General features: G+C 74.0%; 22 protein-coding genes. 6 read left to right on the top strand and 16 right to left on the bottom strand.

Annotation, left to right across the window (positions count from 1 at the left end; genetic code table 11):
- The first annotated feature begins 145 nt into the window (after positions 1-145).
- The gene (locus OG946_RS33635) at positions 146-394 is read left to right on the top strand and encodes a hypothetical protein (protein WP_326799716.1); all 249 of its coding nucleotides are present in this window, start codon (positions 146-148) and stop codon (positions 392-394) included.
- A 101-nt stretch (positions 395-495) separates the two neighbouring features.
- Here OG946_RS33635 and OG946_RS33630 read toward each other — a convergent pair whose 3' ends face one another.
- The 3 genes from OG946_RS33630 to OG946_RS33620 form a co-directional block, all read right to left on the bottom strand.
- Positions 496-807, bottom strand: coding sequence for an L-rhamnose mutarotase (locus OG946_RS33630; RefSeq protein WP_326799715.1), 312 nt, complete (start codon positions 805-807; stop codon positions 496-498).
- Positions 804-1,565, bottom strand: a complete 762-nt coding sequence (locus tag OG946_RS33625) for an SDR family NAD(P)-dependent oxidoreductase (protein WP_326799714.1) — start codon at positions 1,563-1,565, stop codon at positions 804-806. The genes OG946_RS33630 and OG946_RS33625 overlap by 4 nt, the downstream gene beginning before the upstream one ends.
- A gap of 176 nt (positions 1,566-1,741) precedes the next feature.
- Positions 1,742-2,317: a TetR/AcrR family transcriptional regulator gene (locus OG946_RS33620; protein ID WP_326799713.1), complete on the bottom strand. Its 576-nt coding sequence runs from the start codon at positions 2,315-2,317 to the stop codon at positions 1,742-1,744.
- 74 nt (positions 2,318-2,391) lie between these two features.
- Between OG946_RS33620 and OG946_RS33615 the strand changes: the two genes are divergently transcribed.
- Both OG946_RS33615 and OG946_RS33610 read left to right on the top strand, forming a co-directional pair.
- On the top strand, positions 2,392-2,697 hold the full coding sequence (locus OG946_RS33615; RefSeq protein ID WP_326800486.1) for a hypothetical protein: 306 nt from the start codon (positions 2,392-2,394) through the stop codon (positions 2,695-2,697).
- Positions 2,688-3,359 (top strand): ABC transporter ATP-binding protein, encoded by a 672-nt coding sequence (locus tag OG946_RS33610; RefSeq protein WP_326800443.1) that lies wholly within the window; start codon positions 2,688-2,690, stop codon positions 3,357-3,359. Before OG946_RS33615 ends, OG946_RS33610 begins: the two co-directional genes overlap by 10 nt.
- Here OG946_RS33610 and OG946_RS33605 read toward each other — a convergent pair.
- Complete coding sequence (locus OG946_RS33605; protein ID WP_326799712.1) at positions 3,344-6,544, bottom strand: S8 family serine peptidase; 3,201 nt, start codon at positions 6,542-6,544, stop codon at positions 3,344-3,346. The two genes, OG946_RS33610 and OG946_RS33605, sit on opposite strands and share 16 nt — an antisense overlap.
- Positions 6,545-6,907: 363 nt before the next feature.
- On the opposite strand from OG946_RS33605, the gene OG946_RS33600 reads away from it, so the two are divergent.
- Positions 6,908-7,924, top strand: coding sequence for a helix-turn-helix domain-containing protein (locus tag OG946_RS33600; protein WP_326799711.1), 1,017 nt, complete (start codon positions 6,908-6,910; stop codon positions 7,922-7,924).
- 214 nt (positions 7,925-8,138) lie between these two features.
- Here the strand turns inward: OG946_RS33600 and OG946_RS33595 are convergent, their stop codons facing one another.
- From OG946_RS33595 to OG946_RS33585, 3 genes are all read right to left on the bottom strand, one after another.
- On the bottom strand, positions 8,139-11,951 hold the full coding sequence (locus tag OG946_RS33595) for a S8 family serine peptidase (protein WP_326799710.1): 3,813 nt from the start codon (positions 11,949-11,951) through the stop codon (positions 8,139-8,141).
- Positions 11,952-12,069: 118 nt separating this feature from the next.
- Positions 12,070-12,321 carry a hypothetical protein gene (locus OG946_RS36275; RefSeq protein WP_442814562.1) on the bottom strand — a complete coding sequence of 84 codons (252 nt, stop codon included), beginning with the start codon at positions 12,319-12,321 and terminating at the stop codon, positions 12,070-12,072.
- Between the two features lie 126 nt (positions 12,322-12,447).
- The gene (locus OG946_RS33585) at positions 12,448-13,344 is read right to left on the bottom strand and encodes a LysR family transcriptional regulator (protein ID WP_326799709.1); all 897 of its coding nucleotides are present in this window, start codon (positions 13,342-13,344) and stop codon (positions 12,448-12,450) included.
- Between the two features lie 57 nt (positions 13,345-13,401).
- Here OG946_RS33585 and OG946_RS33580 point away from each other — a divergent pair, with 57 nt between their 5' ends.
- Positions 13,402-14,304: an EamA family transporter gene (locus OG946_RS33580; RefSeq protein WP_326799708.1), complete on the top strand. Its 903-nt coding sequence runs from the start codon at positions 13,402-13,404 to the stop codon at positions 14,302-14,304.
- Between the two features lie 130 nt (positions 14,305-14,434).
- The gene (locus OG946_RS33575) at positions 14,435-15,550 is read left to right on the top strand and encodes an isoaspartyl peptidase/L-asparaginase family protein (protein WP_326799707.1); all 1,116 of its coding nucleotides are present in this window, start codon (positions 14,435-14,437) and stop codon (positions 15,548-15,550) included.
- Between the two features lie 114 nt (positions 15,551-15,664).
- Here the strand turns inward: OG946_RS33575 and OG946_RS33570 are convergent, their stop codons facing one another.
- From OG946_RS33570 to OG946_RS33530, 9 genes are all read right to left on the bottom strand, one after another.
- A complete protein-coding gene (locus OG946_RS33570) occupies positions 15,665-16,246 on the bottom strand; it encodes a hypothetical protein (protein ID WP_326799706.1) in 582 nt (193 codons plus the stop codon).
- Positions 16,247-16,600: 354 nt separating this feature from the next.
- The gene (locus OG946_RS33565) at positions 16,601-17,881 is read right to left on the bottom strand and encodes an IS701 family transposase (RefSeq protein ID WP_442814244.1); all 1,281 of its coding nucleotides are present in this window, start codon (positions 17,879-17,881) and stop codon (positions 16,601-16,603) included.
- Positions 17,882-17,973: 92 nt separating this feature from the next.
- Entirely contained in the window at positions 17,974-18,753 is a 780-nt protein-coding gene (locus OG946_RS33560; RefSeq protein ID WP_326799705.1) for an FHA domain-containing protein, read from the bottom strand.
- A gap of 144 nt (positions 18,754-18,897) precedes the next feature.
- Positions 18,898-20,760 carry a serine/threonine-protein kinase gene (locus OG946_RS33555; RefSeq protein WP_326799704.1) on the bottom strand — a complete coding sequence of 621 codons (1,863 nt, stop codon included), beginning with the start codon at positions 20,758-20,760 and terminating at the stop codon, positions 18,898-18,900.
- 117 nt (positions 20,761-20,877) lie between these two features.
- Positions 20,878-21,648 carry an FHA domain-containing protein gene (locus OG946_RS33550; RefSeq protein WP_326799703.1) on the bottom strand — a complete coding sequence of 257 codons (771 nt, stop codon included), beginning with the start codon at positions 21,646-21,648 and terminating at the stop codon, positions 20,878-20,880.
- Positions 21,649-21,751: 103 nt separating this feature from the next.
- A complete protein-coding gene (locus OG946_RS33545; RefSeq protein ID WP_326799702.1) occupies positions 21,752-22,642 on the bottom strand; it encodes a Gfo/Idh/MocA family protein in 891 nt (296 codons plus the stop codon).
- Complete coding sequence (locus OG946_RS33540; RefSeq protein WP_326799701.1) at positions 22,639-23,838, bottom strand: ROK family transcriptional regulator; 1,200 nt, start codon at positions 23,836-23,838, stop codon at positions 22,639-22,641. The genes OG946_RS33545 and OG946_RS33540 overlap by 4 nt, the downstream gene beginning before the upstream one ends.
- A gap of 14 nt (positions 23,839-23,852) precedes the next feature.
- The gene (locus OG946_RS33535; RefSeq protein WP_326799700.1) at positions 23,853-24,719 is read right to left on the bottom strand and encodes a carbohydrate ABC transporter permease; all 867 of its coding nucleotides are present in this window, start codon (positions 24,717-24,719) and stop codon (positions 23,853-23,855) included.
- The gene (locus OG946_RS33530) at positions 24,719-25,735 is read right to left on the bottom strand and encodes a carbohydrate ABC transporter permease (protein ID WP_326799699.1); all 1,017 of its coding nucleotides are present in this window, start codon (positions 25,733-25,735) and stop codon (positions 24,719-24,721) included. Before OG946_RS33530 ends, OG946_RS33535 begins: the two co-directional genes overlap by 1 nt.
- Positions 25,736-25,753: the final 18 nt, after the last annotated feature.

Raw genomic sequence — 25,753 nt, 5'->3', positions numbered from 1 at the left:
AGGGACCTGCCGACCACGCCGACCGCGCTCACGCCCCCACCGCGGTCCGGTCGCACGGCAGTTGGCGACTCCAGGGACCCCGGCGGCCGACCACCGCCGGGAGGGGGCACATCCTCGACCGCGTACGACCTCCGAGGAGCGCATCGTGAGCAGCAGACTGGGCCTCGGCCTGGGGCACGAACGCCATCCGTTGCTGGGCAAGCTGGTGCTGGACCGTTCCTCCGGACGCACCGGCGTGCTCCGCGCCATCTGCCCCGAACCCGAGACCCACACGGTGTGGTCGACGCCCGTCCTACGCCAGGTCGCCGGCCCCCGGATGGCCTGGCTGGTCCCGGTGGGGGGCGGCGTGGAGTGGACGACGACGCCGGACGCCATCGAGGAGGCGACCGCCTGAGAGCGGACCCGGGGAGGAGGGCCGGACGGACTCAGCCGCGCCTTGCGGCGCGGCTGAGTCCGCGGTGCGGCCGGGTCCGCTGTGCGCTGGTGCGGGAGGGCTCAGAGTTCCCAGACGACGGGCAGGCCCGCGCTGGTGCCCTCGTCGGTGTAGTCGTGGACCACGTCCAGGAGTTCGGCCATGCGGGCCTGCCAGGCGACGTTCACCGGAAGGTGTTCCAGCTCGGCGAGGAGGCGGGCGTAGTCCTCGCACTCGATGACGTGGAAGAGGTCGGTGCCGCTGCGCCAGATGGTCCAGGAGGTCGCGCCGGCGCCGCGGATGGCCGCCGTCAGCTCCTCGGGGACCTCGCGGTGGGCGGCCTCGTACTCCTCGATGCGGTCGGCGCGGACCTGCGTGCGCAGCGCGATCCTCATTTGCCGGGCTCCGGTGCGCGCAGGCGCAGGCCCTGCATGCCGCCGTCGACGGCCAGGGCGGTGCCGGTGACGGACGCCGCGGCGGGGCTCGCCAGGTAGGCGATGGCGGCGGCGACTTCGTCGGCGGTGACCAGGCGGCCCATGGGCTGGCGGGCGTGGAGCGCGGTGCGTTCCGCGGCGGGGTCGGGGGCCTGGTCCAGGAGCCGGCTCACCCACGGGGTGTCCGCCGTGCCGGGGTTCACGCAGTTGACCCGGATGCCCTCGCGTACGTGGTCGGCGGCCATCGCCAGCGTCAGGGACTGCACCGCGCCCTTGGTGGCGGAGTACAGCGCGCGCTGCGGGAGGCCGGCGGTGGCGGCGACGGAGCAGGTGTTGACGATCGCGGGGTGCGCGGAGCGGCGCAGGTGGCGCAGGGCGGCGCGGGTGGTGCGTACGACGCCCAGCAGGTTGACGTCCAGCACCCGGTGCCACTCGGCGTCGTCGTTGTCCTCGACGGTGCCGGCGGCGCCGATGCCGGCGTTGTTCACCAGGACGTCGATGCCGCGCAGGGCGCCGGCCGCGTCGCTGACCGCGGCGGTGACGGAGTCGTCGTCGGAGACGTCCGCGCGGTAGCCGCGCAGGGGTTGGGGTACGTCGCCGGGGTGGAGGTCGAGGACGGCGACCTGGGCGCCGCGCTCGGCGAGCAGCCGCGCGGTGGCCAGCCCGATCCCCGAAGCCCCGCCGGTCACCACGGCCTTGAGCCCGTCGAAGTCCTTCATCCTGAAATGGCCTCCTGTCATCCGACGATTGCCCAGCCGGGCGCGAGCCCGTCAGTCGCAGCGCACCTATACACGTAGCACGATCTGCATATTTACCAGATCGATGGCCGTCTGCGACACCCCACGGAGCGAAGATCCGCCCGCCCGACGCGAATTGATCGGACCTCTGACGGAGGCTAGGAGGGCACGCCCACGGACTTCCGCAGCGTGTAGAGGCACAGGCTGAGCGCGTTGTGCTTGGTGTCACCGCCGCGCTGGCGCTGCCACGCGACGTACAGCAGCGACCAGACGAGCTGGACGATCCAGTCGGTGTCCAGCCGGCCGTCCAGCGTGCCTTCTTCGCGGCCCCGGTCGACGAGCCTGGCCAGCGCCTGGTCCGCCTCCGTCTCCTCGTCCCAGTCGTCCCAGTTCCACGTCCCGGCCAGCGAGTCGTCGAAGGCGATCGTCAGGCTCTCGCCCAGCTCGAAGTACTCCTGGCAGATCCGCTCCAGCGCGGTGAGCGCGGGGCCGTCGTCGGGGCGGGCGCGGTCGGTCGCGGCGGCGATCTTGTCGAGGACGTCCGTGCCGATGGCGGCGACCAGGTCGGAGCGCTCGGCGAAGTAGCGGTGCACCGTGGTGCGCCCGACGCCCGCCGCCGCCGCCACGTCGGCAAGCGAGGCCGTCGGGTTCTTGGCGAGCACGGCGGTGCCGGCGTCGAGGATGGCGCGCCGTGTCCTGGCCCGCGCGCCGGTGCTGCTCACTGCGGTGTCCATGCCCATACCGTACCGCCACCCCCAGAATGGAACTCGCTTGACGAGAATGGAACACCAGTGTTCTATTGCTGGGCATGAGCGTTCCGGAAAGCGTGCGCATCCTCTGGTCGTTCGCCAGGCCCCACCGGCGGGTGCTGGCGCTCGGATTGCTGCTGGCCCTGGCCGGCTCCGCCCTCGGCCTCGCGTCCCCGATGCGGGCGGGCGGCTCGGCGCACGGCGGGTTCGGCGGCGGTGCCGTGCTCGAACTGCGGGGCGTCACCGCCGCGTACGGGCCGGGCCTCGACCCCGCGGTACGCGGCATCGACCTCGCCGTGCAGCGCCGCGGGCACCTCGCCATCGTCGGCCCGTCGGGCGCCGGCAGACGACGCTCCTGTCACTGATCCTGCGCTTCCTGGAGCCCCAGGAGGGCGAACTGGCGCTGGACGGGCGGCCGTACCGCGCGCTGAGCCACGCCGCGATCCGCTCCCGGCTGGCGTACGTGGAGCAGGACACCCCGGTCGTCCCGGGCACCATCCGGGACAACCTGCTGTTCTCCCGCCCCGACGCCGGGGAGGAGGACCTGCGCCGCGTGCTGCGCGACGTGCGGCTGGCCGAGAAGGTCGACGGCCTCGACGACGGTCTTGACACCGAGCTGTCCGCCACCGCCGTCTCCCGCGGCGAGCGCCAGCGCATCGCGCTGGCCCGCGCGCTGCTGCGCGACCCCGACGTGCTGCTGCTGGACGAGGCCACGGCCCAGCTCGACGCGCTCACCGAGGCCGCGGTCCACGAGTGCATACGCACCCGGGCGCGGAACGGCGCCGTCGTCACGATCGCCCACCGGCTGTCGACCGTGATCGACGCGGACACCATCGTGGTGATGGAGTCCGGCCGGATCCGCGCCCGCGGCACGCATGACGAACTGCTCGCCGCCGACGTGCTCTACCGCGACCTGGTGGAGGCGCTGCGGATCGCCTCGGCGGGATCGGGGGCCGCTGCGCCCGCCGGTCACGCAGCGGCCCCCGTCACCGTCGTCGCCCCGGGTGCGCCTCAGCGCACCGGGTAGGCGTCGACGATGGTCTGGTCGACGGTCCTCCCTTCGGCGGCCGAGCCCTCGACGCGTACGGAGACGGAGTCACCCGCGCGCGGCCGCACCCCGGGCGCCGTGGCCAGCACGGAGCCGTCCGTCATGGGTACGACCAGCATGCGGTGCCAGCGGTCGCCGGAGTCGGTGGACACCCACATCCGCAGTGTGCCCTTCTCCTCGCGCAAGTCGCTCCGGCTCTCGGAGGACACCAGCCGGGCCCCCATCATCAGCGGGACACCGGCGCGCAGCGTGCCGTCGTCGCTGGTCGGCGGCCGGTGGTCGACCGTGAGCAGCCGCGGCTTGACGGCCGGCCCGCCGGGCGCGGGCCCGCGGGACGGGAAGGTCCAACTGGTCTCCGTGCGGCTGCCGAGCGGCAGCCGCGCGGTGTCCGGGCGCGCCGTGTGCTCCAGGCGGTACGTCGCTGGCTCGGACGGCACGTCGAAGTACGCGCTGCCCGGCTGGCGCGGCTGCACCTCGGTGCCGTCGCGGTACAGCCGCAGGCTCTGCTCGCCGAACACGCCGGTCGGTTCCTGCCCGTTGTGCTCGCCGTCGCTGAGGTCGACGGGCACGTTGAGGCTGCCGTCGTAGTGGTTGCCGGCGACCACGGCCGGTGCCAGTCCGCGGAACCACACGGGTGCGCCCCGCTCCCCGCGCTCGTACGCCGCCGTCGGCCCGCACACCGAGAAGCCGCCCGCGGACGGCGCGCGCACGCAGTGCTGCCAGCGCACCTCCGGTCCCGCGGTGACCAGTTCGGTCCTGCGCCGCGGCACGTCCAGCGGTTCGCTGATCCCGTAGGCGGCGTGGATCCGGTCGGAGTAGGCGAAGCGCGTCTCGGCGTACGTGTCGGCGCCGCCGCCCAGCGAGCGGTAGTCGGACGTCATCCTGGCGAGGTCGCGGACCTCGGCGTGGGAGACGTCGTAGACGGGCGGGTCGGCGACCTTCTCGCCGCCGAGCACCAGCTCGTACGCGTCCGCCTGCCGGCCGTGCGCCGGGCCCGTCGCGTCCAGCCGCCAGCGGGTCTCGAACGCCACGGTGCCGCTCTTGACCCCGCCGGTCGGCTGCAGGAACACCCGGCCCTCGGTGACCTCCTCGCCGCCGGCGTAGATGCCGTCGCCGATGCCCGCGCCCCGCTTGGCGTCACCGCGCTGGTAGTGGATGGAGACGTGCTCGACCTCGGTCTGCGCGCCCGCGACCCGCGCGGGCCGCAGTTGCTTCGCCTTGCGCGCGTCGATGGTGTACTCCATGTCCCGGTCGAGCATGACCTCGGGCGAGCCGGCGAAGGCGACCGTGGCCGGGGAGCCGTCGCGCGCCGGGGTCTCGACCTTCGCCATCACGCTGAGCGACCCGGGCAGCAGCCGGGCGGTGCCCTGGCCGTTCTCGTCCAGGTGCACGGACTGGGAGCCGCCGCCGCTGACGGGGCGGTAGTCGTCCATGTTCGCGAGCCACACGGTGCCGCCGGCCCAGGGCTCGCCGTTGCGGTCGAGCACGGTCAGCCGGATGTCGTGCCGGGGCGCTTCGAGGTAGGCGTTGAACGGCAGCGTGACGGTGTCGCGGCCGTCGCGCTCCACCACGACCCCGCCGGCGTAGACGCGCGGCGGCGCCGCGCCGGGGTCGAGCCTGGCCGTGATCGTCTCCTTCTCCCCCGGCGCCACGGTGACCTGGGCCGGGCTGACGGTCAGGAGGCCGTCGGGGGCATCGTCGCCGTAGACGTCGCGGGAGTTGTCGGAGAGGTCCAGGCGCTCGGGTTCGGTGCCGTTGTTGGTGACGGAGAACTCGACGGTGCGCGGCTCGCTGCCGCCGGGGTAGCGGAGGTAGCCGAAGTCGACGTTGCCGCGGTCGAATTCGAGGGTGTCGGAGACGGCGCCGGGCACGTCGAGCATGCCCGCGCCCGCGTACTGGGACTGCGTCTTGTCCGCCTCTCCGTCCGCGGTGGTCATGAGCGTGGTCTTCACCCGCTCCCAGCTCCAGTCGGGGTGCTTCTCCAGCAGCAGCGCGGCGGCGCCCGCGACATGCGGCGCGGCCTGCGAGGTGCCGTTCATCATCGTGTACGGATCCGCCGTGCCGCCGCCGGAGCGGGCGCCGGTGATGCCGGTGCCGGGTGCGATCAGGTCGGGCTTGGCGCGGAACGTGGCGCGCGTCGGCCCGACGCTGGAGTAGAACGCCGTCTTGCCGCTCTCCACCGCGGCGCCGACCGTCAGCGCGCTGCGCGCGATGCCCGGCGACTGGATGGTGCCGCCGAACGGGCCCATGTTGCCCGCCGCCGCGACGAAGAGGGTGCCGGTGTCGGCGGTCAGGGCGTCCAGCGCGAGGGCGACCGGGTCGTCGCTCGCCCCCGGCTGCGCGCCGAGGCTGAGGTTCGCCACCTCGGCGCCCTGCTCGGTGGCCCACTCCATGCCCGCGATGACCCAGGACGACTGCCCCCGGCCCTCGTCATCCAGCACCCGGGCGTTGAGCAGCCGGGCGCCGTGGGCGACGCCGCGGCGGGCGCCGTCCGCCGCCGCGCCGGTGCCGCCGACGATCGAGGCCACGTGCGTGCCGTGGCCGTCCGGGTCGCCGGTGGAGCCGCTGCCGGTGAAGTCCCGGGCGGCGGCGATCTGTCCGCGCAGGTCGGGGTGGTCGGCGTCGATGCCGGTGTCGAGCACGGCGACGTCCACGCCGGCTCCGCTCAGGCCGCTCTCCCAGGCCCCGGGGGCGCCGATCATGCCGAGGTTCCAGTCGAGTTCGGCGGCCCGGACCTCGCGGTCGAGCCACACCTTGGTCACCCCGGCCGCGGCCCGCGGTCCCGCGGGGGCGGTGAGCCGGTCGGCGAAGCCGGCGGCGGCGTCCTTGGGCACGTCGACGGCGGTGGCGCCGATGCTGGGCAGCCTGCGGCTGCCGGCCGCCTCGTCGAGCGCGGCCAGCGGGCGCGGGCCGCGGACGATCAGCGGGAGGGTGTCGGTGGCGGCGTCGTCGTAGTCCATCGCGGCCAGCGCCGTGACGTTGAACAGCTCGATGTCCAGGACGCCGGGCACCAGCCGGGCCACGGCGTCGGGGATGACGTAGACGTCGCCGCCCTCGTACAGGGTCGTGAACGACGTGCTCCCCTCGGCGCCTTCCGCGGGGGTCACGGAGACGGTGGGCCGGCCGTCGGCGACGGGGCCGAGGGTGACGGTGTCGCCCGTCACGAGGGTGATCTCGGTGCCCGGTTCGGCCGCCGCCGCGGCGCGCGCGTCCGGGCCGGACGGCGCCGCGGCGGAGGTCCCTGGAGCGGCGGCGGTTGCGGGCGCGAATGCCGCGGGGTGTGACACTGACGATTCGGGCAGCGCTGTGGCTAGAGAAGGCACGGAGGCCAGCAACGAGGCGAGGCAGCCGAGCACGGCGGCGCGGACGGGCAGGTAACGCCGGGACGAACGATGCATGACTTGGGTTGTAACCCGCTCGTCCGGCGCCAAGGAAGCGGTTTCCGTTGGCGACTTGTCGCCATGTCGGCTATTGGTCAGACAGGGCGTACGGCGGCGGGGACCCGTGCGGAAGGAGCGTGAGAGACGATGCTGGAGCCGGCAGGCGTCGAACCGACGGAGGAACGGGTGTACCGGCTGCTGGTCGGGCTGCACGGCGCGGACGCGGAGTCCGTGGCCGCGGAGTTGGGCCTCGACCGGCGGCGCACCGAGTCGCTGCTGACCTCGCTGCAGGAGAAGGGACTGGTCAGCGGCCCGGAGCAACGCCCGGGCGGCGGGGGGCACTTCGTGCCCGTGGCGCCGGACGTGGCGCTCGGGCCGCGGCTGCTGCGCGGGCATGAGGCGCTGGAGCGGGCCAGGCGCGGGGTGACCGAGCTGGCCGAGGAGTTCCGGGCGGGCGGCAGGCGCCGCGACGCGCGGCAACTCGTCGAGGTCGTCACGGGCGTGACGGCGATCCGGCAGCAGATACGGGACCTCGCGTACGGCTCGCGCACGGAGGTGCTGGCGCTGTGCAAGGCGGGGCACGTGGCGATGCCGTCGGAGGACAACGACGAGGAGTTCGAGATGCTCGCCAAGGGGGTGCGCTACCGCGTCGTCTACGAGCGCGCCCTGCTGGAGGAGCCCGGCATGCTGGGCAACGTCGCCCTGGGCGTCCGGGCGGGCGAGGCGGCGCGGGCGGCGAGCGCGCTGCCGGTGCGGCTGATGATCGCGGACGGGGCGCTGGCGCTGTGCCCGCTGGTGCCGAACGCGGACAGCAGGTTCGGCGAGCCGACGGTGGCGGTGGTGCGCAGCAGCGCGCTGCTGGACGCGCTGATCGCGCTCTTCGAGAGCCAGTGGGCGGCGGCGTCGCCGCTGCACGTCACCGGAGCGGGCGAGCTGGCCGGGCTCGGCGAAGGCCCAGGGGCGGCCGGGCCCGCGCTCGCGGAGGATGAGCGCTATCTGCTGTCGCTGGTGGTGGCCGGGCTGGCGGACAAGGCGATCGCGACGCAGCTCGGCATCAGCCAGCGCACGGTGCAGCGCCGGCTGCGGGACATGATGGGCCGCGTGGGCGCCGACACCCGGGCGCAGTTGGTGTGGCAGGCGGCCCGCCGCGACTGGCTGCCGTGACGGCGGCGAGGACGGCCGTGCCCGGCTGAGCGCGGGCCCGGGACCCGTATCCGTACGGCGGACGCACGACGAGGTGCGCCCGTAGGACAGGTGTGCCCGGACGACACGCGGGCCCGGACGCCGCGGACGCCCCGCCGGGGGACGACGTCCCGGCAGGGCGCGCACCCGCACCGGTGCGGCCGGATCGCTCCGGCCGCACCGGTGACGGAGGGTGTCACTTCAGCGCGTAGGCCCGCTTCACCGTCTGCTCGACGCTGTTGCCGGCGTCGTCCCACGCCTTCACACGCAGCGAGACGAAGCCGCCGTCGTCACCCACCGAGGGGTGCAGCAGCCAGACCCGGTAACCGCCGTCCCACCAGGGCATCACCACGGCGTCCTTCCAGGTGGCGCCGTCGTCGAAGGAGGTGGAGACCTCCATGCCCTTGATGCGCCGCCCGTCGAGCCCGTCCTGGTGCCGCGCCGTGATGCCGAGCGGCACGAGCCGCCCGCCGGGCGCCGCGCCCCGCGCGTCGGTCGGCACGTCGTAGTCCAACTGCACCAGCGGCAGCAGGTCCTGCTCACCCGCCGCGGGGCGGTCGGCCGCGAACGACCAACTGGTGCGCGTGCTCACGCCCGTGCGCCACTCCGGGGTGGTCCTGTCCACCGCGAGGTCGAGGCGGTACGTGCCCTTCCCGCCGGTGCCGCCCGCGGGGAACGCGCCCCAGGCCGTGCGGCCCTCGGCCAGCTTCTCGCCGTCGCGGTAGAGCGCCGCCGACGCCTTGTCCGCCGGGGTGCCGTCCCAGTCGCCGCCGTCCAGGCGGCTGTAGTGGCCTTCCTGGGAGTCGGCGAACTCCGGGATGCGGATGGTGAGCTGGTCGCCCTCGCGGTACGAGGTCAGACCCTCCACGCCGCGCGGGATCGCGGGCCGCACCACCGGCGCGAACCAGCTCTCCTCGACCCGCTCGCCCGCGCGGTAGCTGCGGGCCGCCTGGATCATGCCGCCGGCCAGCGGGTTGAAGGTGTCGAAGGTGTAGCGGTGGTGGACGTTGTGGCGCCAGAGGGTGTCGCCGGCGCTCACGTACTCGGTGCGCTCGTGCGGGGTGGGCACGTGCCGCTGGTACTGGTTGATGGCCGTCCCCATCCACGGCCGCCAGCCGAAGCGCTGCTCCTTGGTCCAGGGGTTGCCGCCGGAGTCGCCGTAACTGGTCTGGACGGTGGCGGTGTTCGAGCCGCTCACCCGGTGCACCACGCGCTCGGGCACCTGCTGCTTCGCCACCTGCATCACGTCGTACATGTACGGGCTGGCGGGCGTGCCGTGCAGGTCGACGGTCGCCTGGCCCCCGGCCAGCGCCGCGCGCAGCCGCTCGCCGACGTCGTACCGGACCATCGCGCCCACCGCGGGCAGCCGGTCGCCGCCGGGCCGCCACACGCTCCAGCCGGGCGAGCCCTCCGGGCAGACGACGATGACGTACTTCGCCCCGGCGGCCGCGGCGCGGCGGACCGCGTTCTCGTCCTGCGGGGTCTTGCCGTCGACCAGGACGGCGGAGCGGGCGAGGTCGGCGCCGCCGTCGGCGAGGGCGGCGAAGTCCGCCTCCGTGCCCGCGCCGGCGTCGACCAGGGGCAGTTGCCGGGTGCCGTCCAGGGCCGGGGAGCGGCCCATCAGGCGTACGGCCTCGATGTCGGCGCGGGCCTGCGTCCCGGACCCGCGGACGGTGCCCGTGAGCATCGGGGCCTCCAACTGCCAGCGGGAGGAGACCTCGAAGACGCCCTCGCGGGCCTTGGCGGTCGGCGTCACGAACAGCTTGCGGCCGTCGACGCTGTACTCCATGTGCCCGTGGGAGATGCTGCGGTTGCCGAACTCGCGGTGGCTGTAGAAGCTCATGACGGCTTCCTGCACCGCCGGCTTCGGGGTCTCGATCTTCACCTCGTTGGCCTTGCGGGCGTCGAGCACGACGTCCAGGTCGCCGTCGACCTTGAGCTGCGGGTCGACGATGAGGCTGTCGACGCTGCCGCCCGGGATCTTGTCGGAGACCACCGCGTGCAGGAAGTACTCGCCCTCCGGCACCTCGACGGTCAGCGTCCTGCCGTTCGGGATGTACGTGACGACGTCGTAGCGGTCGTCCTCGCCGAAGAGCGTGACGGGGTTGACGAACGCGGGCTGCCCGGAGCGGTCGATGCCGCGCAGCGTGACGGTGCGGGTGGGTGCCTCGCGGACGGCGCCGATGGTGGTGTGCGCGACGGTGTCGCCCGCGGTGGCGGTGACGTACCCGCCGTAGCGGCCGGGGCGCAGCCCCGCCGGGTCCAGGGTGACCGGCACGGTCGCGGTGCCGCCCGCGGCGATCTCGACGGTGTCGCCGTCCGGCAGCCCCACGGCGTCGGCCGGGACCGGCTCGCCGTTCGCGGCCCGCAGCGAGGCGGCGAGCTTGAGCGTCACGGGCGCGTCGGAGGCGTTGGTGTACGTGACCTCGCGCCGCACCGGCTCGCCGCCCTCGTCGACGCCGCCGAAGCCGAGGGTGCCGGTGGCGTACACCTGCTGCGCGTCGGCACGGGCGGCGTCCACGCGCCCGCCGCCCTGCTCGTAGACCGTCAGGCCGTCGTGCCGCTGCGCGGTGCTGACCAGCGCGTCCTTAAGCTGCTGCGCGGTCCAGTCGGGGTGGCGCTGCGCGATCAGCGCGGCGGCGCCGGCGACGTGCGGCGCGGCCATGGAGGTGCCGGAGGCGGTCGTGTAGAGGTCGTCCACGGGCGTGCCCATGGCGGTGCCGGCCGCGCGGGCGGCGACGATGTCCACGCCGGGCGCGGTGATGTCGGGCTTCACGGCGAGGTCCCCGACGCGCGGGCCGCGGCTGGAGAAGCCGGCCAGCGACTCGTCGCGGTCGACGGCGCCCACGGTGAGCGCGGCATCGGCGGCGCCGGGTGAGCCGACGGTGGCCGAACCCGGGCCGTTGTTGCCGGCCGAGGCGACGAAGAGGGTGCCGGTCTCGGCGGTCAGCCGGTTCAGGCCGAGGCTCAGCGCGTCGGTGCCGTCGGTGGCCGCGTCGGTGCCGAGGCTCATGTTGACCACGTCGGCCCCGGAGTTGGCGGCCCACTCCATGCCGGCGAGCACCTGCGACTCGGAGCCGAAGCCGTCGTCGCCGAGCACCTTGCCGACCAGCAGCCGGGCGCCGGGCGCGACGCCCTTGCGGGAGCCGTCGGAGCCGGCGCCGGTGCCGGCGACGGTGGCCGCGACGTGCGTGCCGTGGCCGAAGGCGTCGCCGGTGGTGGGGCTGTCGGAGAAGTTGCGGGCCTCGTCGACCTTGCCGGCCAGGTCCGGGTGTTCGGCGTCGACGCCGGTGTCCAGCACGGCGACCTTGACGCCCTTGCCGTCGTGGCCGCCCTGCCAGACCTCGGGCGCGCCGATCTGCGCCACGCTGCGGTCGAGCGAGGCGCTGACCTTGCGGTCCAGCCAGATGCGCTCGATGCCGCCGGCGAGCTTCGGCTCGGCCGCCGTCCCGGCGTTCTTGCGGTCGTCGTCGACGGCCTCCCAGAGGCGGTCGGCCCTGTCCTTGCCGGCCTCGACGGCGCGGGCGTTCAGGCTCGGCAGCGCGGTGCCGGTCTTCACCCCGGGCAGCTCTGCGGCGTCGGCGCTGCGGGCGTCCTTCGCGTACGACACGATCAGCGGGATCCGCTTGCTGCGCCCGTCGCCGTAGCCCTGCTCGACCAGTTCCGTGATGTTGAACAGGTCGCGGTCCACGGCGCCCGAGCCGACGTAGGGCACCGCGTCGGTGGGGATGACGTGCAGGTCGCCGTCGATTTCGAGCTGCTCGAAGCCGCCTCCTTCGGCGCCGTCGCGTGGCGTCACGGTGGCGGCCTGCCGCCCGTCGGGGAAGCGCTCCAGCCGGACACGGTCGCCGGTCACGAGCGTGACGGAGCTGAGCGAGGAGCCGGCCGCCCGGTCCGCGACCGTCGCGCCGCCGGGTGAGGCGGCTGCGTGGGTCGCGGATGGCGCCAGCGTGACCAGGAGCGCGCCCGCGGTGGCGAGCGCCGGCAGCTTTACTCGTCGTAGATGCACGGGGCAAGCTTTCGGTCCTGACGGGCCGGCTGTCACGATCTCTGCCGTGCCCGGCTTGCGACATGTCGCCTGTACGACAACGGGCGCCCGGCCGGGGACGGGTGGCCCGACGCCGGGTTCAGCCGGGGCTGTACCAGTTGCCCGGGCCGTGCGCGGCGGGCGCGAAGTGGGCGAGCAGGGCGGCCAGTACGGGCGCCGGCCGCTCGACGGACGCGAGGTGGCCGGTGCGGGGCAGCTCGACGAGGGCGGCGTCGGCGATGCCGTCGGCCAGGGCGGGGGCACCGGCGGCCGCGGCTTCGGCGGTGGCGCGCCGGGCGGCGGCGGTCTCGTCGGATATCCGGCGCTGCGTCAGGGGTGGTCCGGCGGCCACGGCTGTTGCACCTCCCGGGGCGAGGCGGCTCCGGCATGGTTCCCGGCACCGGGTCCCGCGTGCGCCTGGCGCACGAGTGTTCACTTCGGGGCTACCCGCCGAGTCTTCGCGCTCACCCCACCGGTGTCAACGCCCCCGCGCCCGGCGGGTCTTACCGCCCCGGCGGGCCTCGTGCTCGCGGTAGAGGTCCTGGAGGAGCGCCACCGCGGCGTGCGTGGCCGGGTGCGGGTCGTGGCGGCGCCAGACGAACCGCACGGCGACCGGCGGCGCGTCGCGTACGGGCCGGTAGACGATGCCGTCGCGGCGGTACTGCGCCACGGTGCTCTCCGGGGTGAGGCCCACGCGGCGGCCGGTGGCGATGTCCGCGAGCCAGTCGTCGACGTCCCGGGTGTGCTCCACCGCCGGCCGGTCCGCCTCCGGCCACATCTCGGCCGTGGTGGTGCCGGTGCGGCGGTCCACCAGGACGGTGCGGTCGCGGATGTCGGCGAGCAGCAGGCTGCGGCGGCGGGCGAAGGGGTCGTCGGCGGCCATCGCGCAGTAGCGGCGCTCGTGGCCGACGACGGCGTGGGCGTAGCGCCGCTCGTCGACACCGGTGCGCACGATGGCCAGGTCGCAGAGCCCTTCCGCGAGGCCGCCGGTGGCCGAGTTGGTACGGATCAGGTGCAGCTCCACCTCCGGGTGCCGGCCGGCCCAGCGGCGCTGGAACTCCGCGGTGTGCCGTCCCGCCGCCGACCAGGCGTGCCCGATGCGCAGCCGGGTGTGGCCGGTGGTGGCCTCGCCGACGAGGTCGTCCGCCTCGGCGAGCAGGTGCCGCGCGCGGGCGAGCACCTGGACGCCCGCGGTGGTCGGGGTGACGCTCCGGCTGGTGCGGTGGAGCAGCCGGACGCCCAGGATCCGCTCCAGCGCCAGCAGGGTGCGGGAGACCGCGGCCTGGGAGACGCCGAGATCGATGGCGGCGTCGGTGAAGCTGCCGGTGTCCACGATGGCGACCAGGCAGCGCAGGTGGCGTAGCTCCAGATCCATGACTTCAGCGTATAGAACGCGCGACACATGCATTTTGCGCATACGAACCGGGCGCGCATGCTCCGTGCCATGACCGTCGAACCGCAGCCCGCCGCCGTCCTCCCGCGCGCCCGCCCGCGGGAGGACGCCCGGCCCGCGGGACGTGCGGCGGGCGTCGCGATGATGCTCGGCAGCGGGCTGTCGAACCAGACCGGCGCCGCCGTCGCCGCGCTGGCGTTCCCCGTCGTCGGACCGGCCGGGGTGGTCGCCGTACGGCAGTGGGTGGCCGGTGCCGTGCTGCTGGCGGTGGGCCGGCCCCGGATGCGTACGTTCACGCGCGCGCAGTGGTGGCCGGTGCTGGGTCTTGCCGCGGTGTTCGCGGTCATGAACCTCTCGCTGTACACCGCGATCGGCCGGATCGGCCTCGGCCTCGCGGTGACGCTGGAGTTCCTCGGCCCGCTGGCCGTGGCGCTCGCCGCCACCCGCCGCCGCACCGACCTGGCATGTGCGCTGGCCGCAGGCGCGGCCGTCGCCGTCCTCACCCGCCCGCGCCCCGCCGCCGACTACGCGGGCATCGCGCTCGCCCTGCTCGCCTCCGTCTGCTGGGCCTGCTACATCCTGCTGGGCCGCACCGTCGGCCGCCGGCTGCCCGGCGTCCAGGGCCCGGCGGCGGCAGCGGCCGTCTCCGGCCTCGCGTACGTCCCCGTGGGCGCGATCGTCCTGGCCCACCGCCCGCCGACCGCCGCGGCCCTCGGCTACGCCGTCACCGCCGGCGTGCTCTCCTCCGCCGTCCCCTTCCTCTCCGACCTGCTCACGCTGCGCCGCGTCCCGGCCCGGCTGTTCGGCACGTTCATGAGCGTCAACCCGGTGCTGGCGGCGCTCGTCGGCATGGCCGTGCTCGACCAGCGGCTGGGCCCGTACGAATGGGCGGCGATCGCCGTGATCGTCACCGCGAACGCCGTCGTCGTCACCCGCCGCTGACAGGTGCGCCCCGCCCGCTCTGTGGTGTACGACGCCTTGGCAGCCGGCCCGTACGGCGCCATGATCGCCCCCGGCGGCCGGGCCGCGTGCCCGGCCGCCAAATGATGTGCACCAGCGAGAGGAGCGGCTCATGTTTCGCAGGACATCGACGCTCGCGCGCACCGCGCTGCTTGCCGCGGCGGTCGTGATCACCCCGGTCACCGCCCTCGGGGCGGCCGCCGCGCCGCAGCAGGGCGCGGCGGCCGACCGGGCGCCGGCCGCCGCGGCCGGTACCCGCACCACCCAGGATCCGAAGGAGCCGGGCGACCCCAACACGAGCGAGACGGCGCACGACGTCGTCTTCGCCATCCACGGCGGCGCCGGCACCCTCAGGCGCGAGGACATGACCCCGGAGCTGGAGCGGGAGTACCGCGCCAAGCTCACCGAGGCCGTCCGCACCGGGCAGCGGGCGCTGGCGGACGGCGAGTCCAGCGTCGCGGCCGTCGAGGCGGCGATCAACGTCCTGGAGGACTCGCCGCTGTTCAACGCCGGCAAGGGCGCGGTTTTCACCACCGACGCGGAGAACGAGCTGGACGCCGCCCTCATGGACGGCGCCACCCTCGACACCGGCGCGGTCACCGGGGTGACCCACATCAAGAACCCGATCTCGCTGGCGCGGGAGATGATGGAGAACTCCCGGCACGTGCTGATGAGCGGCGAGGGCGCGGAACGGTTCGCGCAGCACCGCGGCATGGAGCTGGTGACCCAGGACTACTTCTTTACCGAGCGGCGCTGGGAGTCCCTGATGGCCGCCAAGAAGGGCGAGTCGGACTTCGACTTCGGCGAGACCGGCACGGTCGGCGCCGTCGGCATCGACGGCAACGGCGACCTGGCCGCCGGCACGTCGACGGGCGGGCTGACGAACAAGCCCGTCGGCCGCGTCGGGGACACGCCGATCGTCGGTGCGGGCACGTACGCGAAGAACGGCAACATCGCCGCGTCCGCGACCGGCACCGGCGAGCTGTTCATCCGTGAGGCCGTGACGCACACCATCTCCGCGCAGGTCGAGTACCTGGGCCGGTCGGTGTCCAAGGCGGCCGGGGAGGCGATCGACAGGACCGAGGTGCTGGGCGGCGACGACACCGGCGGGGTGATCGCGCTGGACTCCCGCAAGAACCTCGCGTTCACCTTCAACACCTCGGGCATGTACCGGGGTTACGCCACCGCGGACGGCGAGATCGTGGTCAAGATCTTCGCCGACGAGTGACGGGCCGGGCGGCGGGGGCAGGGCTCCCGCCGCCCGCTGCCACGGATCGGCGGGCCGGCGGACCGGGACGGGCGGCGCGTCGCACCAGGCGGCGGCCGGTACGGTCCCGGGGCGTCAGCGGCCCGTGCAGCACGGCGTCGGGGCCGGGGCCTCGAACGGGATCAGCGTCTCCGCCGCCGCCGGGATCACCGCGAGCACCAGCCGCCCGTCGAGCCACTGCGGGCGCACGTGCCCGCGGGTGACCATCCGGGCCTCCCACGGCGGCCCGTGCGGCGCGCCGAGCAGCACGACCTGCTCGATCGCCGAGGCGCCCAGCAGCTCCCCCACCGTCATGGTCCCGGTCAGCGCGTCCGCCCCCGGGTACAGCACCGCGCGGCCGACGCTGCGCGAGGCGTGCTCGGCGGCGGCGCGGGCCGCCGCCGCGGCGGCCTCGCCGGGGCCGTGGCGGGTGCCGCCGGGCAGCCCCGCGACGGCGTGGCCGCGCGCGGTGAGCCACCGCCAGGCGGCGGCCGCGTCGGTGGCGCCGGCGAGCGCCAGGGAGACGGCGATACGGGGCCGGTCGCCCGCGACGAGGTGGGTGCAGCCGTACGCGGTGCGCGGCAGCCGCAGTTCGCCGGCGAGCGCGTGCAGCAGGTGGTCCGCGTCGCGCAGCTCGGTCAGTCCGGGGTCGGCGCCGAGGACGTAGGCACCGCTCATGCGCGCCAGCGGGTCGCGGTACGGGCGGCGGGCCGTGCGCCCGGCCGGCGGTGGTCGCGGTGACGGTGTCCGTGGCCCATGACGCCCTCCCAGTCCTGCCGGGTGCCGCGTCCTGACGCGGCGGCTGCTGCCGAGGGTCGGGCCGCAAGATGAACGCCGTGCGACCCGGCGGTGATCCCCGAAGGGCCGTACGGCGGCGGCTTCGAGGGCAGCCCGGGGCACGCCGCAGGACCGGGCGGACTAGTACTACAGGGCTAGATTTTGATCATCTGGAGTGGCAATCGCCTCCGAAAATGATGGCGACGAGCTTCGGCCTGATGCTCACGACGCCAGATCGACCAGCGAAGCCCGAGGTCAACCAGGGTGCGAGCGGAACCGATCAAGTTGAACAACCGTCGAACCTCGGCGATGGTCAAGGCTGCGAGTCGGCGTGCGTGCACTCGTGGCCTCCTGGGCTCGTCCGGTCTTGCGGAGCCCTTTTTTCGCGACCCGCGCCATCGCCGCCAAGAATGCCAACGCCAGCATGGACATGGTGATGTGGCGATACCAGGCGTCGTACTTGCGCACCTGGTAGTTGTCCAGCCCGGCCTGCTGTTTCGCGGCCTCAAAGCACTCCTCGACCGGCCAGCGCAGTCCGATGACCGCGACCAATTCCGACAGCGATTCCTGGCGCGGGTTGTGGCAGTGGAAGTAGGAGATCTCTCCGTTGTCGATGTTGCGCCGGATCACATACAGGTGTCTCTCGCGCCCGGCGATCACGGCCCAGTCGTAGGTCCGAAACCCCTTCGCGCCGATACCGCAGGCGCGGCGCGTGAAGTCCCCCGGCCGCAAGCCGGCCGCCAGGACGTCCAAGCGGGTCGGGCAATCAGGGTTGGTGGTGACGCCCCCGGTGTTGATGTCGGTGGACTTCGGAACGGCCATGCAGTACGCGGTGCCGCCTTCTTCCAGGAATCTGCGCAGCCCGCGGTTCTGACCGAACTCCTCGTCCGCCGTGAACCACGAGAACGGCACCCCAGCCGCCACCGCGCGCTCGATCATGGCCTGGACCTGCTGCGGACGGGTACGGAAGACCACCTCGTCATCGATTCCCGCCTCGCGGCGGCGCTCGAAGTCAGCGCACCAGGACTCCTGCGGCAAATACAGCTCCCGATCGATCAGGACGCGGTCGCCGCTGCGGTTTGCGTAGGCCAGGAATGTCCCGATCTGGCAGTTATCGATACGCCCGAGGGAGCCGGAGTACTGGCGCTGGACCCCGGCCGACTTCCTCCCTTTCTTGGCGAATCCGGTGGGATCGGCGATGAGCACGCCCCGGGGGTCCGCGAAATGTTCCATGGCGTAGTCGCGGGTCAGGTCCCGCAGCAGGTCCGCGCTCCAGGGGGTGAGATTCAAGAACCGCTGGAGCGCCTTGGGTTCCTTGGCGCCAGCGAACTCGGCAATGGTCCAGCCGTTCTTCCGCTGGAGCGGCGAAAGGAGCCCACGCAGGTACTGGTGGGCGTGCTCGCGGGATTCAGGGCGGTAGAACAGCGGACTGATCCGCTCGCGCAGCGCAGTGAACTCGCGCTTCCACACGGCTAATTCAGCACGGGTTACCGCGCCTTGCGGGAGATCTTGATCACGGGCTTGCGTCGCTGCCATGGACGAAGTCTCTCCCAACCCCATGATCAAGATCTAGCCCTGTAGTACTAGGCCCTGTCTGGCCGCGGGGAGGCCCGCGGCCGCGGATCGCCTCAGCCTCCCCCGGCGTCCAGCAGCCCCAGGTCCGGCGGTACCAGCGCCGTCGCCGCCACCAGGTCCGTGAGCAGCCGGTGGTCCGGCGTGCAGCCCTGCGGCTCCGGCGGCTCCTCGTCCCGTACCGCCGGCGACCGCCCCGCCGCGCGCGGCATCCGGCGGCGTACGTCCTCCACCCGGCGGGCGACCTCCGCCGCGTCCCACCGCTCCCCCGGCCGCAGGAACGCCATCACCTCCGCCGTCTGCCGGTACGGCAGCGGGCGCGGGTCCGGCTCGTGGCGCAGATACCGCTGCCCCAGCACCACCAGCACCAGCCGCTCGTCCTCCGACAGCGCCCACGCCGCCGGCGGCGGTGCGCCCGCGAGCCCCCCCGGACGCACCGGTTCCGGGCGGACCACGTACAGCTCCACGAGGTGTTCGCGGAAGCCGGAGCCCTTGACGAACACCGGCGTGTACCCCGCGGCCAGCGGCAACCGGTCCGAGCCCGGCGGCAGTAGCCGGCCGCGCGGCAGCCGCAGCGCCTGCTGGCCGGTGTTGCGCAGCGTCCAGCCGCCCTCCAGAAACGTCAGCTCGCCGTGCCGCCGGCTCACGCCCTGGTCCCGCCGGCCGACGTGCAACTCGACGTCCCCGCCGGCGCCCTCGTCCCCAGGACCGCGCCCGAACCGGACGGTCAGCCCGGGCAGGGGCGCCACCTCTATGCCGTCGGTGGCCGAGCGCGCGTGCAGCGTGCCCGGCTGAGCGGGCGTCACGCCACGGGCCAGGCTGTCGCGCCCGCTCATCCCCGGCGTCCTCGGATACGGTCCATCGCAGGTCCCCTCGGCCGCGGCCGGCTGCTGCCGACCGCCCCACGGTGCTCCCTGCCTCCGGGGACCCCTCCCCGCCGCCGGTCACGGGCCTGCGCGTACCGCCGGGGCCGGACCGGCTCAGATCTTCGGCAGCTCTCCCGCGGCCGTCTCGGCGAGCCGCGTGGCCATCGCGCACAACTCGTCCGGCGACTCGTCGTCGCCGTCGAGGGTGAGGTAGAGCAGTTCGACGGCCTTCTGCCCGTTCTCGTCGGGGTACTCGCGGTACTCGACCCGTACGGTGCAGGTGTCCTCGCCGTCGTACGCCGGGGAGACGACCGTGTCCCGGCCCGCCAGCATGGTCACCCTGCCGTCCTCGCCGCTGAGCGGCTGGTCGCGGTCGTAGCGCAACTGGATCTCTATGTCGCGCGTGGTGCTGTACCAGTCGCAGTCCCAGTTGCCGAAGCCCACGTCGGGGTCGCCGGCGTCGACGCCGGGGACGATCTCCAGCGCGCGGGCGTCGAGGAGCCGGCAGGCGTCGAGCCACAGCAGCGAGACGTCCGCCGCCGGCGGGTCGCGGCGCGGCACCGTGCGCTTCTCTGCGCGGGCCTTGCCCAGCGTCTCGCTGGCGGTCCTGGCGGCGATGTCGGCCATGTCGCACAGGGTCCCGATGCCGCCGTAGTCCCGGGCGTCCCCGCCGTCGACGTAGATCCAGATGCTGACGTCCCGGTCCGCCTCGTCCGGCAGGACAAGGGCCCGCGCGCACTCGTCGCCCTCCTGCGGCTCCTCGATGATGCCGATGCCGCCGAAGGTACGCACCGGGGCCGGCGACTCGGGCGCGGGTCCGGAGTCGAACTCGACCTGGACATCGATGTGTTCGCCCTCCTCGACCTGCGGATAGACCAGCACGTCGCAGCGGTCGAAGTTGCCGTAGTCGCGGTCCCGCTCCACGTACGTGCCGAACCGGGCGAACTCGCCGGGGTCGGTCAGCGCGCACGGGTCCATGGTGCGCTGGTCGCCGATGATCGAGCCGGCGCGCGGCTTCTCGTCGCCCGGCGTACCGCCCGGCTCGTCGTCGCGGTCGGGGGTGAGCCACCAGAACCAGGCGCCGGCCACCGCCGCCGCCGTCACCAGCGCGGTACCGGCCGCCGCGGTCGCCCGGGGATGCCGGCGCGGGGCGCCGAGGAAGCCGAACCGGCGCGCCCACCTGCGCTGCCCGGCCGCCTCCTCCAGCAACCGGCGGGCCTCGGCCGCGTCGGGCCGCCGGTCGGCCCGGCGGCGGAGCATCGCCTCGAGCGGCCCGGCGAGCGGCCCGGTGTCGCGCTCGCGGCGCAGCACGCCCTGGCTGACCTTCCACTCGCGCAGGGTGGACTCGTCCTCGTCGCCGTCGTCCTCGTCGTGGGGGACGCCGGTGACGGCCTTGTAGAGCATCGCCGCGAGGGAGTACACGTCCGAGCGGGGCACGGGCGAGCCGTTGACGACCTCGGGGGCGGCGTAGTCGGGGGTGTAACTGAGCGGGCGGTCCGGCGAGATGGTCTCGTTGCTGCCGGTGCGCTGGGCGGAGTCGAAGTCCGTGAGCTTGGGCGTGCCGTCGTCGGTGATGACGACGTTGGCGGGCTTGACGTCGCAGTGCACGACGCCGTTGGCGTGCAGAGCCGCGAGCGCCGACGCGATCTGCGCCCCTGTCCGCGCCGCCTTCTCGGGTGCCATCCTGGGCTGCTTCTCCAGGCTGCCGCCGGTGACGTGCTCCATCACCAGCCAGCAGCCGGCGTCCGGGCCCGACTCGATGAACTCCACGCCGTAGAGCGTGACCACGTGCGGGTGGGTGGCCTTCGCCTGGGCCCGGGCCACGCCCAGCAGCCGGGGGCGCTCGCCGATGGCGCCGCCGCGTTTGAGCACGACCGGGCGGCCCAGTTGCTCGTCCGCGGCGAACCACACCTCGCCGCGCCCCTCGTCACCGATCAGCTCTTCGAGCCGGTAGCGGTCGCCGACAAGCTGACCCACGCGCACCGCGACTCCTTTCGCCCGTCTGCAGGCGAAACTTATCGGCTGCGCGCGGCGCAGGCACGACGTCTTCACGACTTCCCCGCGCCGGCGGCGCGGAAGCGGCGAAAAGGGCGCTCAGCTCGAGAAATAGTCGTCCAGCAGTTCGAGATCGGGCGGCACCAGAGTCGTGGATTCCACCAGTCCGCGCAGCAGGTTGTGCTTCAGGACGCTGTCGCTCGGGCCGCCGCCGTCGTCGCCCCGGGTCACCTGGTACGGGAAGCCGCCGCGCGCCAGCCGCCGGCGGACGTCCTCGACGCGGTGCTCGATGACGCGCTTGGTGATCCCCTCCGCGCCGGGCAGGAAGGCCAGCAGCTCGGCCGCCTGCCGGTACGACAGCGGGCGCGGATCCGACTCGTACTGCAGGTACTGCTGCCCGAGGACGACGAGCACCAGCCGCTCCTCCCCGGAGAGCGTCCAGCGCTTGGGCGGCAGCGTCTCGGCCCGGTGCCGCGGCACCCGGCCGGCCTCGCCGGCGTCGGTGACGTACAGCTCGACGAGGTGCTCGCGGTGCCCCGAGCCCTTGACGAACAGCGGTGTGTAGCCGGGGGCGAGGGGGATCGGCTCGGTGCTCAGGTGCATGAGCCGGCCGCGGGGCAGCCGGACGAGCTGCTGCCCGGTGTTCCTGAGCCACCAGGTGCTGCGCTGGTACGACAGCTCGCCGTGCCGGCGGCTGACGCGCAGGTCGTCCTCGCCGACGCACAGGTCGACCTCGTCCTTGTCGCGCCCGAAGCGCACGACGCGCTCGGCGCCCGGCGGCACCCGGATGCCGCCGGCGACGCTGCGGGCGTGCAACGTGCCGGGAGGCGACGGCGCGGCGCCGCGCGCCAGGCTCTCTCGCAGGGTCATCGCCGGCCTCCGGAGCTCGTGACGGTACGTGCCCCACCAGTGTCCCGCGCGGTCCGGGGACCGGTCCCCGAAGCGAGGTGACCGGCGGAAAACCGCACGCGGTTCAGCCGGGCAGGGCCTGGTGCAGCAGCTCCTGGAGGCGCAGCCCGCGGCGGGCGTCGAGGCCGCCGGGGCGGCCGGCCCGGACGGCGGCGGCGAACTCGCGGCGCAGCACGGGCCAGCACTCCTCGTGGTCGAGCCCCGCGGTGTCGTAGACGAGTTCGTCCCCGGGACCGAACAGCTCGACACGGGTGCGGGCGGCGGGCAGCCGGACGCTGCCTGACAGCGACGCCTGGCTGACGGCGCCGTTCTCGTGCTCGCAGGTCAGCTCGATCCAGCGGCGCGGGTCGCCGGTGCCGCGGACGGCGGCGACGGGGCCGACGGCGGCGTCGAGGAGGTCCAGCAGGTGCGGGCCGAGGTCGAGCAGGGCACCGTGCTCAAGACGCCAGGCGGTGGCGAAGTCGCCGCCGAGGAAGGCGCCGTGGAGGTAGCAGGAGCGGGCGCCGGTGACGTCCGCGGCGGCGGCGCGGCGCAGGAAGTCGCGGGTGGCGGGGTGGTACCGCTTGGTGAGGACGAGCTGCGAGACGACGCCGTGCTCGGCGACCGCGGCGGCGACGGCGCGGGCGGCGCCGAGGTCGGGGCCGAGCGGCTTCTCCAGCAGCAGCGCCCTGCCCGCGGCGGCGGCGCGTACGGCCAGCTCGGCCTGGACGGCAGGCGGTACGGCGAAGGCGACGGCCTCGCAGCCGTCGAGCAGTTCGGCGAAGGAGCCGGCGACCGCGGCGCCGTACGGCGCGGCCACCTCGGCGGCGGCCCCGGGGCGGCGGGCCCAGACGGCGGTCAGCTCGGTCTCGGGCCCGGCGGCGAGCATCCGGGCGTGCATGGCGCGGGCCCAGGGCCCCGCGCCGGCGAGCCCGACCCGTACCGGCGGCACCGGAGCCTTGGCACCGGCCGTCATCGCGCCCCGCTTCCGCTGCGGGCAGCCAGCCGTTCGTCCGCGCGTCCCGGCGCGTACAGGTGCTCCACCACCAGCGCCCCCGCGCCCGCGAGCCCCGCGGCGTCGCCCAGTCCCGGCGTGACGACCTGGAGGTGCGCGGTGGTGCGCGGCATCGCGCGCTGGTACAGCAACTCCCGTACGCCGGTGAGGAAGGGGGTGCCGGCGAGGTCGCCGACGATCATGAGCACGCCGGGGTTGAGCAGCGTGACGACCGTGGCCAGCACCTCGCCCACCCGCATCCCGGCCTCGCGTGCGAGCCGCACCGCGTCCGGCTGCCCGGCGGCCAGCAGATCGCGCACGTCGGAGCCGGAGGTGGCGGGCACGCCCAGCTCGGTGAGCCGGCCGGCCAGCGCCCGCCCGCTGGCGACGGCGGCGAGGCAGCCGTACGAGCCGCAGGCGCAGAGGGCGTCCATCCCGTCGTGCAGCCGTACGTGCCCGATGTCGCCCGCGCCGCCGTCGATGCCCCGGTAGATGCGGCCGTCGACGACGACGCCGGCGCCGATGCCGGTGGAGACCTTCACGAGCACGAAGGCCGCGCAGTCGGCGTATCCGGCGCGCTGCTCCGCGTACGCCAGGAGGTTGGCGTCGTTGTCCACGAGCACCGGCACGTCCTCGGGGCCCTCCGCGTGCTTGACGAAGGACCGGCGCATGTGGTCCTGGATCGGGTAGCCGTCCCAGCCGGGCATGATCGGCGGCTGCACGACGAGCCCGGTGTCGAAGTCCACCGGACCCGGCACCGAGATGCCGATGCCGCACACCTCGTCCGTGCCCCGCCCGGCCTCGGCGAGCAGCGGGCCGAACCAGCGCCCCAGCTCGTCCAGGACCGGCTCGGGCCCGTCGCCGACGCGCAGTTCGTCGGTGCGCTCGGCGAGCGGCCGGCCGGCGAGGTCGAGGACGGCGGCGCGGCCGTGCCGGGTCTGCAGGTCGGCGGCGAGCACGACGGCGTGCCCGGTGTCGAACTCCAGTTGCACGGAGGGCCGGCCGCCGGTCGAGACGCCGGCGGCACCGCGCAGCCAGCCGGCGGCCTGGAGCGCGTCGAGCCGGCCCGCGACGGTGGAGCGGGACAGGCCGGTGGCCTCCTGCAGCGCGGCCCGGGTGGTGGCCTCGCCGGTGCGGATGAGCTGGAGCAACTGCCCCGCGCTCGCCTGGTTGCGCATACGTCGTCCTCCGCTCAGCCCTTGTCCGCGCCGCTGGTCAGGCCCTCGGTGAGGAGCCGTTCCGCGGCGAAGAACAGCAGTACCACGGGGATGGTGAGGACCACGGAACCGGCCATGAGCACGGTCTTGGAGACCTCGATGCCGTTGGAGAGCTGCGCCAGGCCGAGCGAGACGGTCCAGCTCTCCGGCTCGGCGGCGAGGAAGAGCAGGGCGAACAGGAACTCGTTCCAGGCGATCATGAAGACGTACAGTCCGGTGGCCATCAGCGAGGGCGCGGCCAGCGGCAGCACCACCTTGCGCAGCGTCTGCACCCTGCTGCAGCCGTCGAGCGACGCCGCCTCCTCGATGGAGGCCGGGATGGTGACGAGGTAGTTCTTCAGCATGTAGATGGAGACTGGCACGGTCTGCGCCACGTACACGATCGCCAGGCCCACGAGGCTGCCGGACAGGCCCATCCGCGCGAACATCACGAACAGCGGGACGGCCAGCAGCGTGGCCGGGAACAGGTAGACGGCCAGGAACATCGCGCTGACCTGGCGGCTGCCGAAGAACTTCAGCCTGCTGACGGCGTACGAACCGGGCACGGCGGCGGCGAGCGTGAGCACCACGGTGCCGAGCGACACCAGCGCCGAGTTGAGCATCAGCTTCAGGAAGCCCTGGCCGCCGTCCTCGGTGGGCTTGAGCACGTCCCGGTACGTCGCGGTCGTCAGCTCCTTCGCCGACACCCACATCGACCCGGGGTCGACCAGCAGGGAGTCGATGGGCTTCAGCGACAGCACGACCATGTAGTAGAAGGGGACCAGCGTGATCAGCGCCAGGAACGCGATCACCACCCAGCGGAGCGTGCCGAAGAGGCGGTCCTCGAACTGCGCGCGCGTCATCACGCCTCCTCCTGGACCCGCTTGGCGAAGAACTTGAAGTAGATGCCCAGAAGCACCGTCAGCACGGCCGCCAGGACGAGCGCCTGGGCCGCGGCGGCGCCCACGTCGAAGCGCGAGGTGAGGAAGTCGTAGACGCGCACGGCGGCGATGTCGGTGCCGGCGCCGCCGCCGGTGAGCAGATAGACGTCGTCGAACTTGTTGAACGTCATGATGAAGCGCAGCACGCACAGCAGCGCGATCACGGGCATGAGCTGCGGCAGCAGGACGTGCCGGAAGCGCTGCGAGACCGTGGCGCCGTCCACGGTGGCGGCCTCCTCCAGGGTGTCGGGCACGGCCTGCAGCCGGGCGAGGAGGAAGAGGAAGGCGAAGGGGAAGTACCGCCATATCTCGAAGGCGATGACGGTGAGCAGGGCCAGGGGTATGTCGAAGTGCCAGCCCAGCAGGCTCACCTCGTACTGCCGGGTGGACAGGAAGGCGATCGGGTCGTCCCAGCCGAAGGCGTCCCTGCCCCACTCGTTGACCACGCCGTACTGGGGGCTCAGCGCCACCTCCCAGACGAAGGCGACGGCGACGACGGGCGCGACGTACGGCAGCAGCATCGAGCCGCGCAGCAGGCCGCGGCCGCGGAACGGGCGGCGCAGCGCGAGGGCGGCGACCAGGCCGAGCAGCACGGATCCCGCGGTGGCGCCGACGGTGTAGACGAGGGTGGTGCCGAGGCTGGACCAGAAGCCGGCCGAGGCGAAGACGTCGGAGAAGTTCTCCAGCGACCAGTTGCCGAACAGCCCCATGCCCTGGATGTCGACGAGCTTGGCGTCCTGGAAGGCCAGCAGGACCGTCCAGAGGATCGGGACGATCACAACGACCAGCACCACCAGGAACGTGGGGCTGACGAAGGCCAGTCCTGCGCGGTTCTCGCGGCGGCTCGCGGTCATGGGGCGGCGGGTGCGCGGCCGGCCGCCGGCGGGCGGGCGGGGGTCCGCGGAGTTCGCCGCGGGGCGGCTGTCGATCGTCGTCATGTGCGGTTTCCTCGGTGA

This window comes from Streptomyces sp. NBC_01808 (genome assembly GCF_035917395.1).
Lineage (GTDB): Bacteria > Actinomycetota > Actinomycetes > Streptomycetales > Streptomycetaceae > Streptomyces.
Note: the sequence above shows the minus strand (reverse complement) of the source record. Positions and strands in the feature narration are given on the sequence as shown.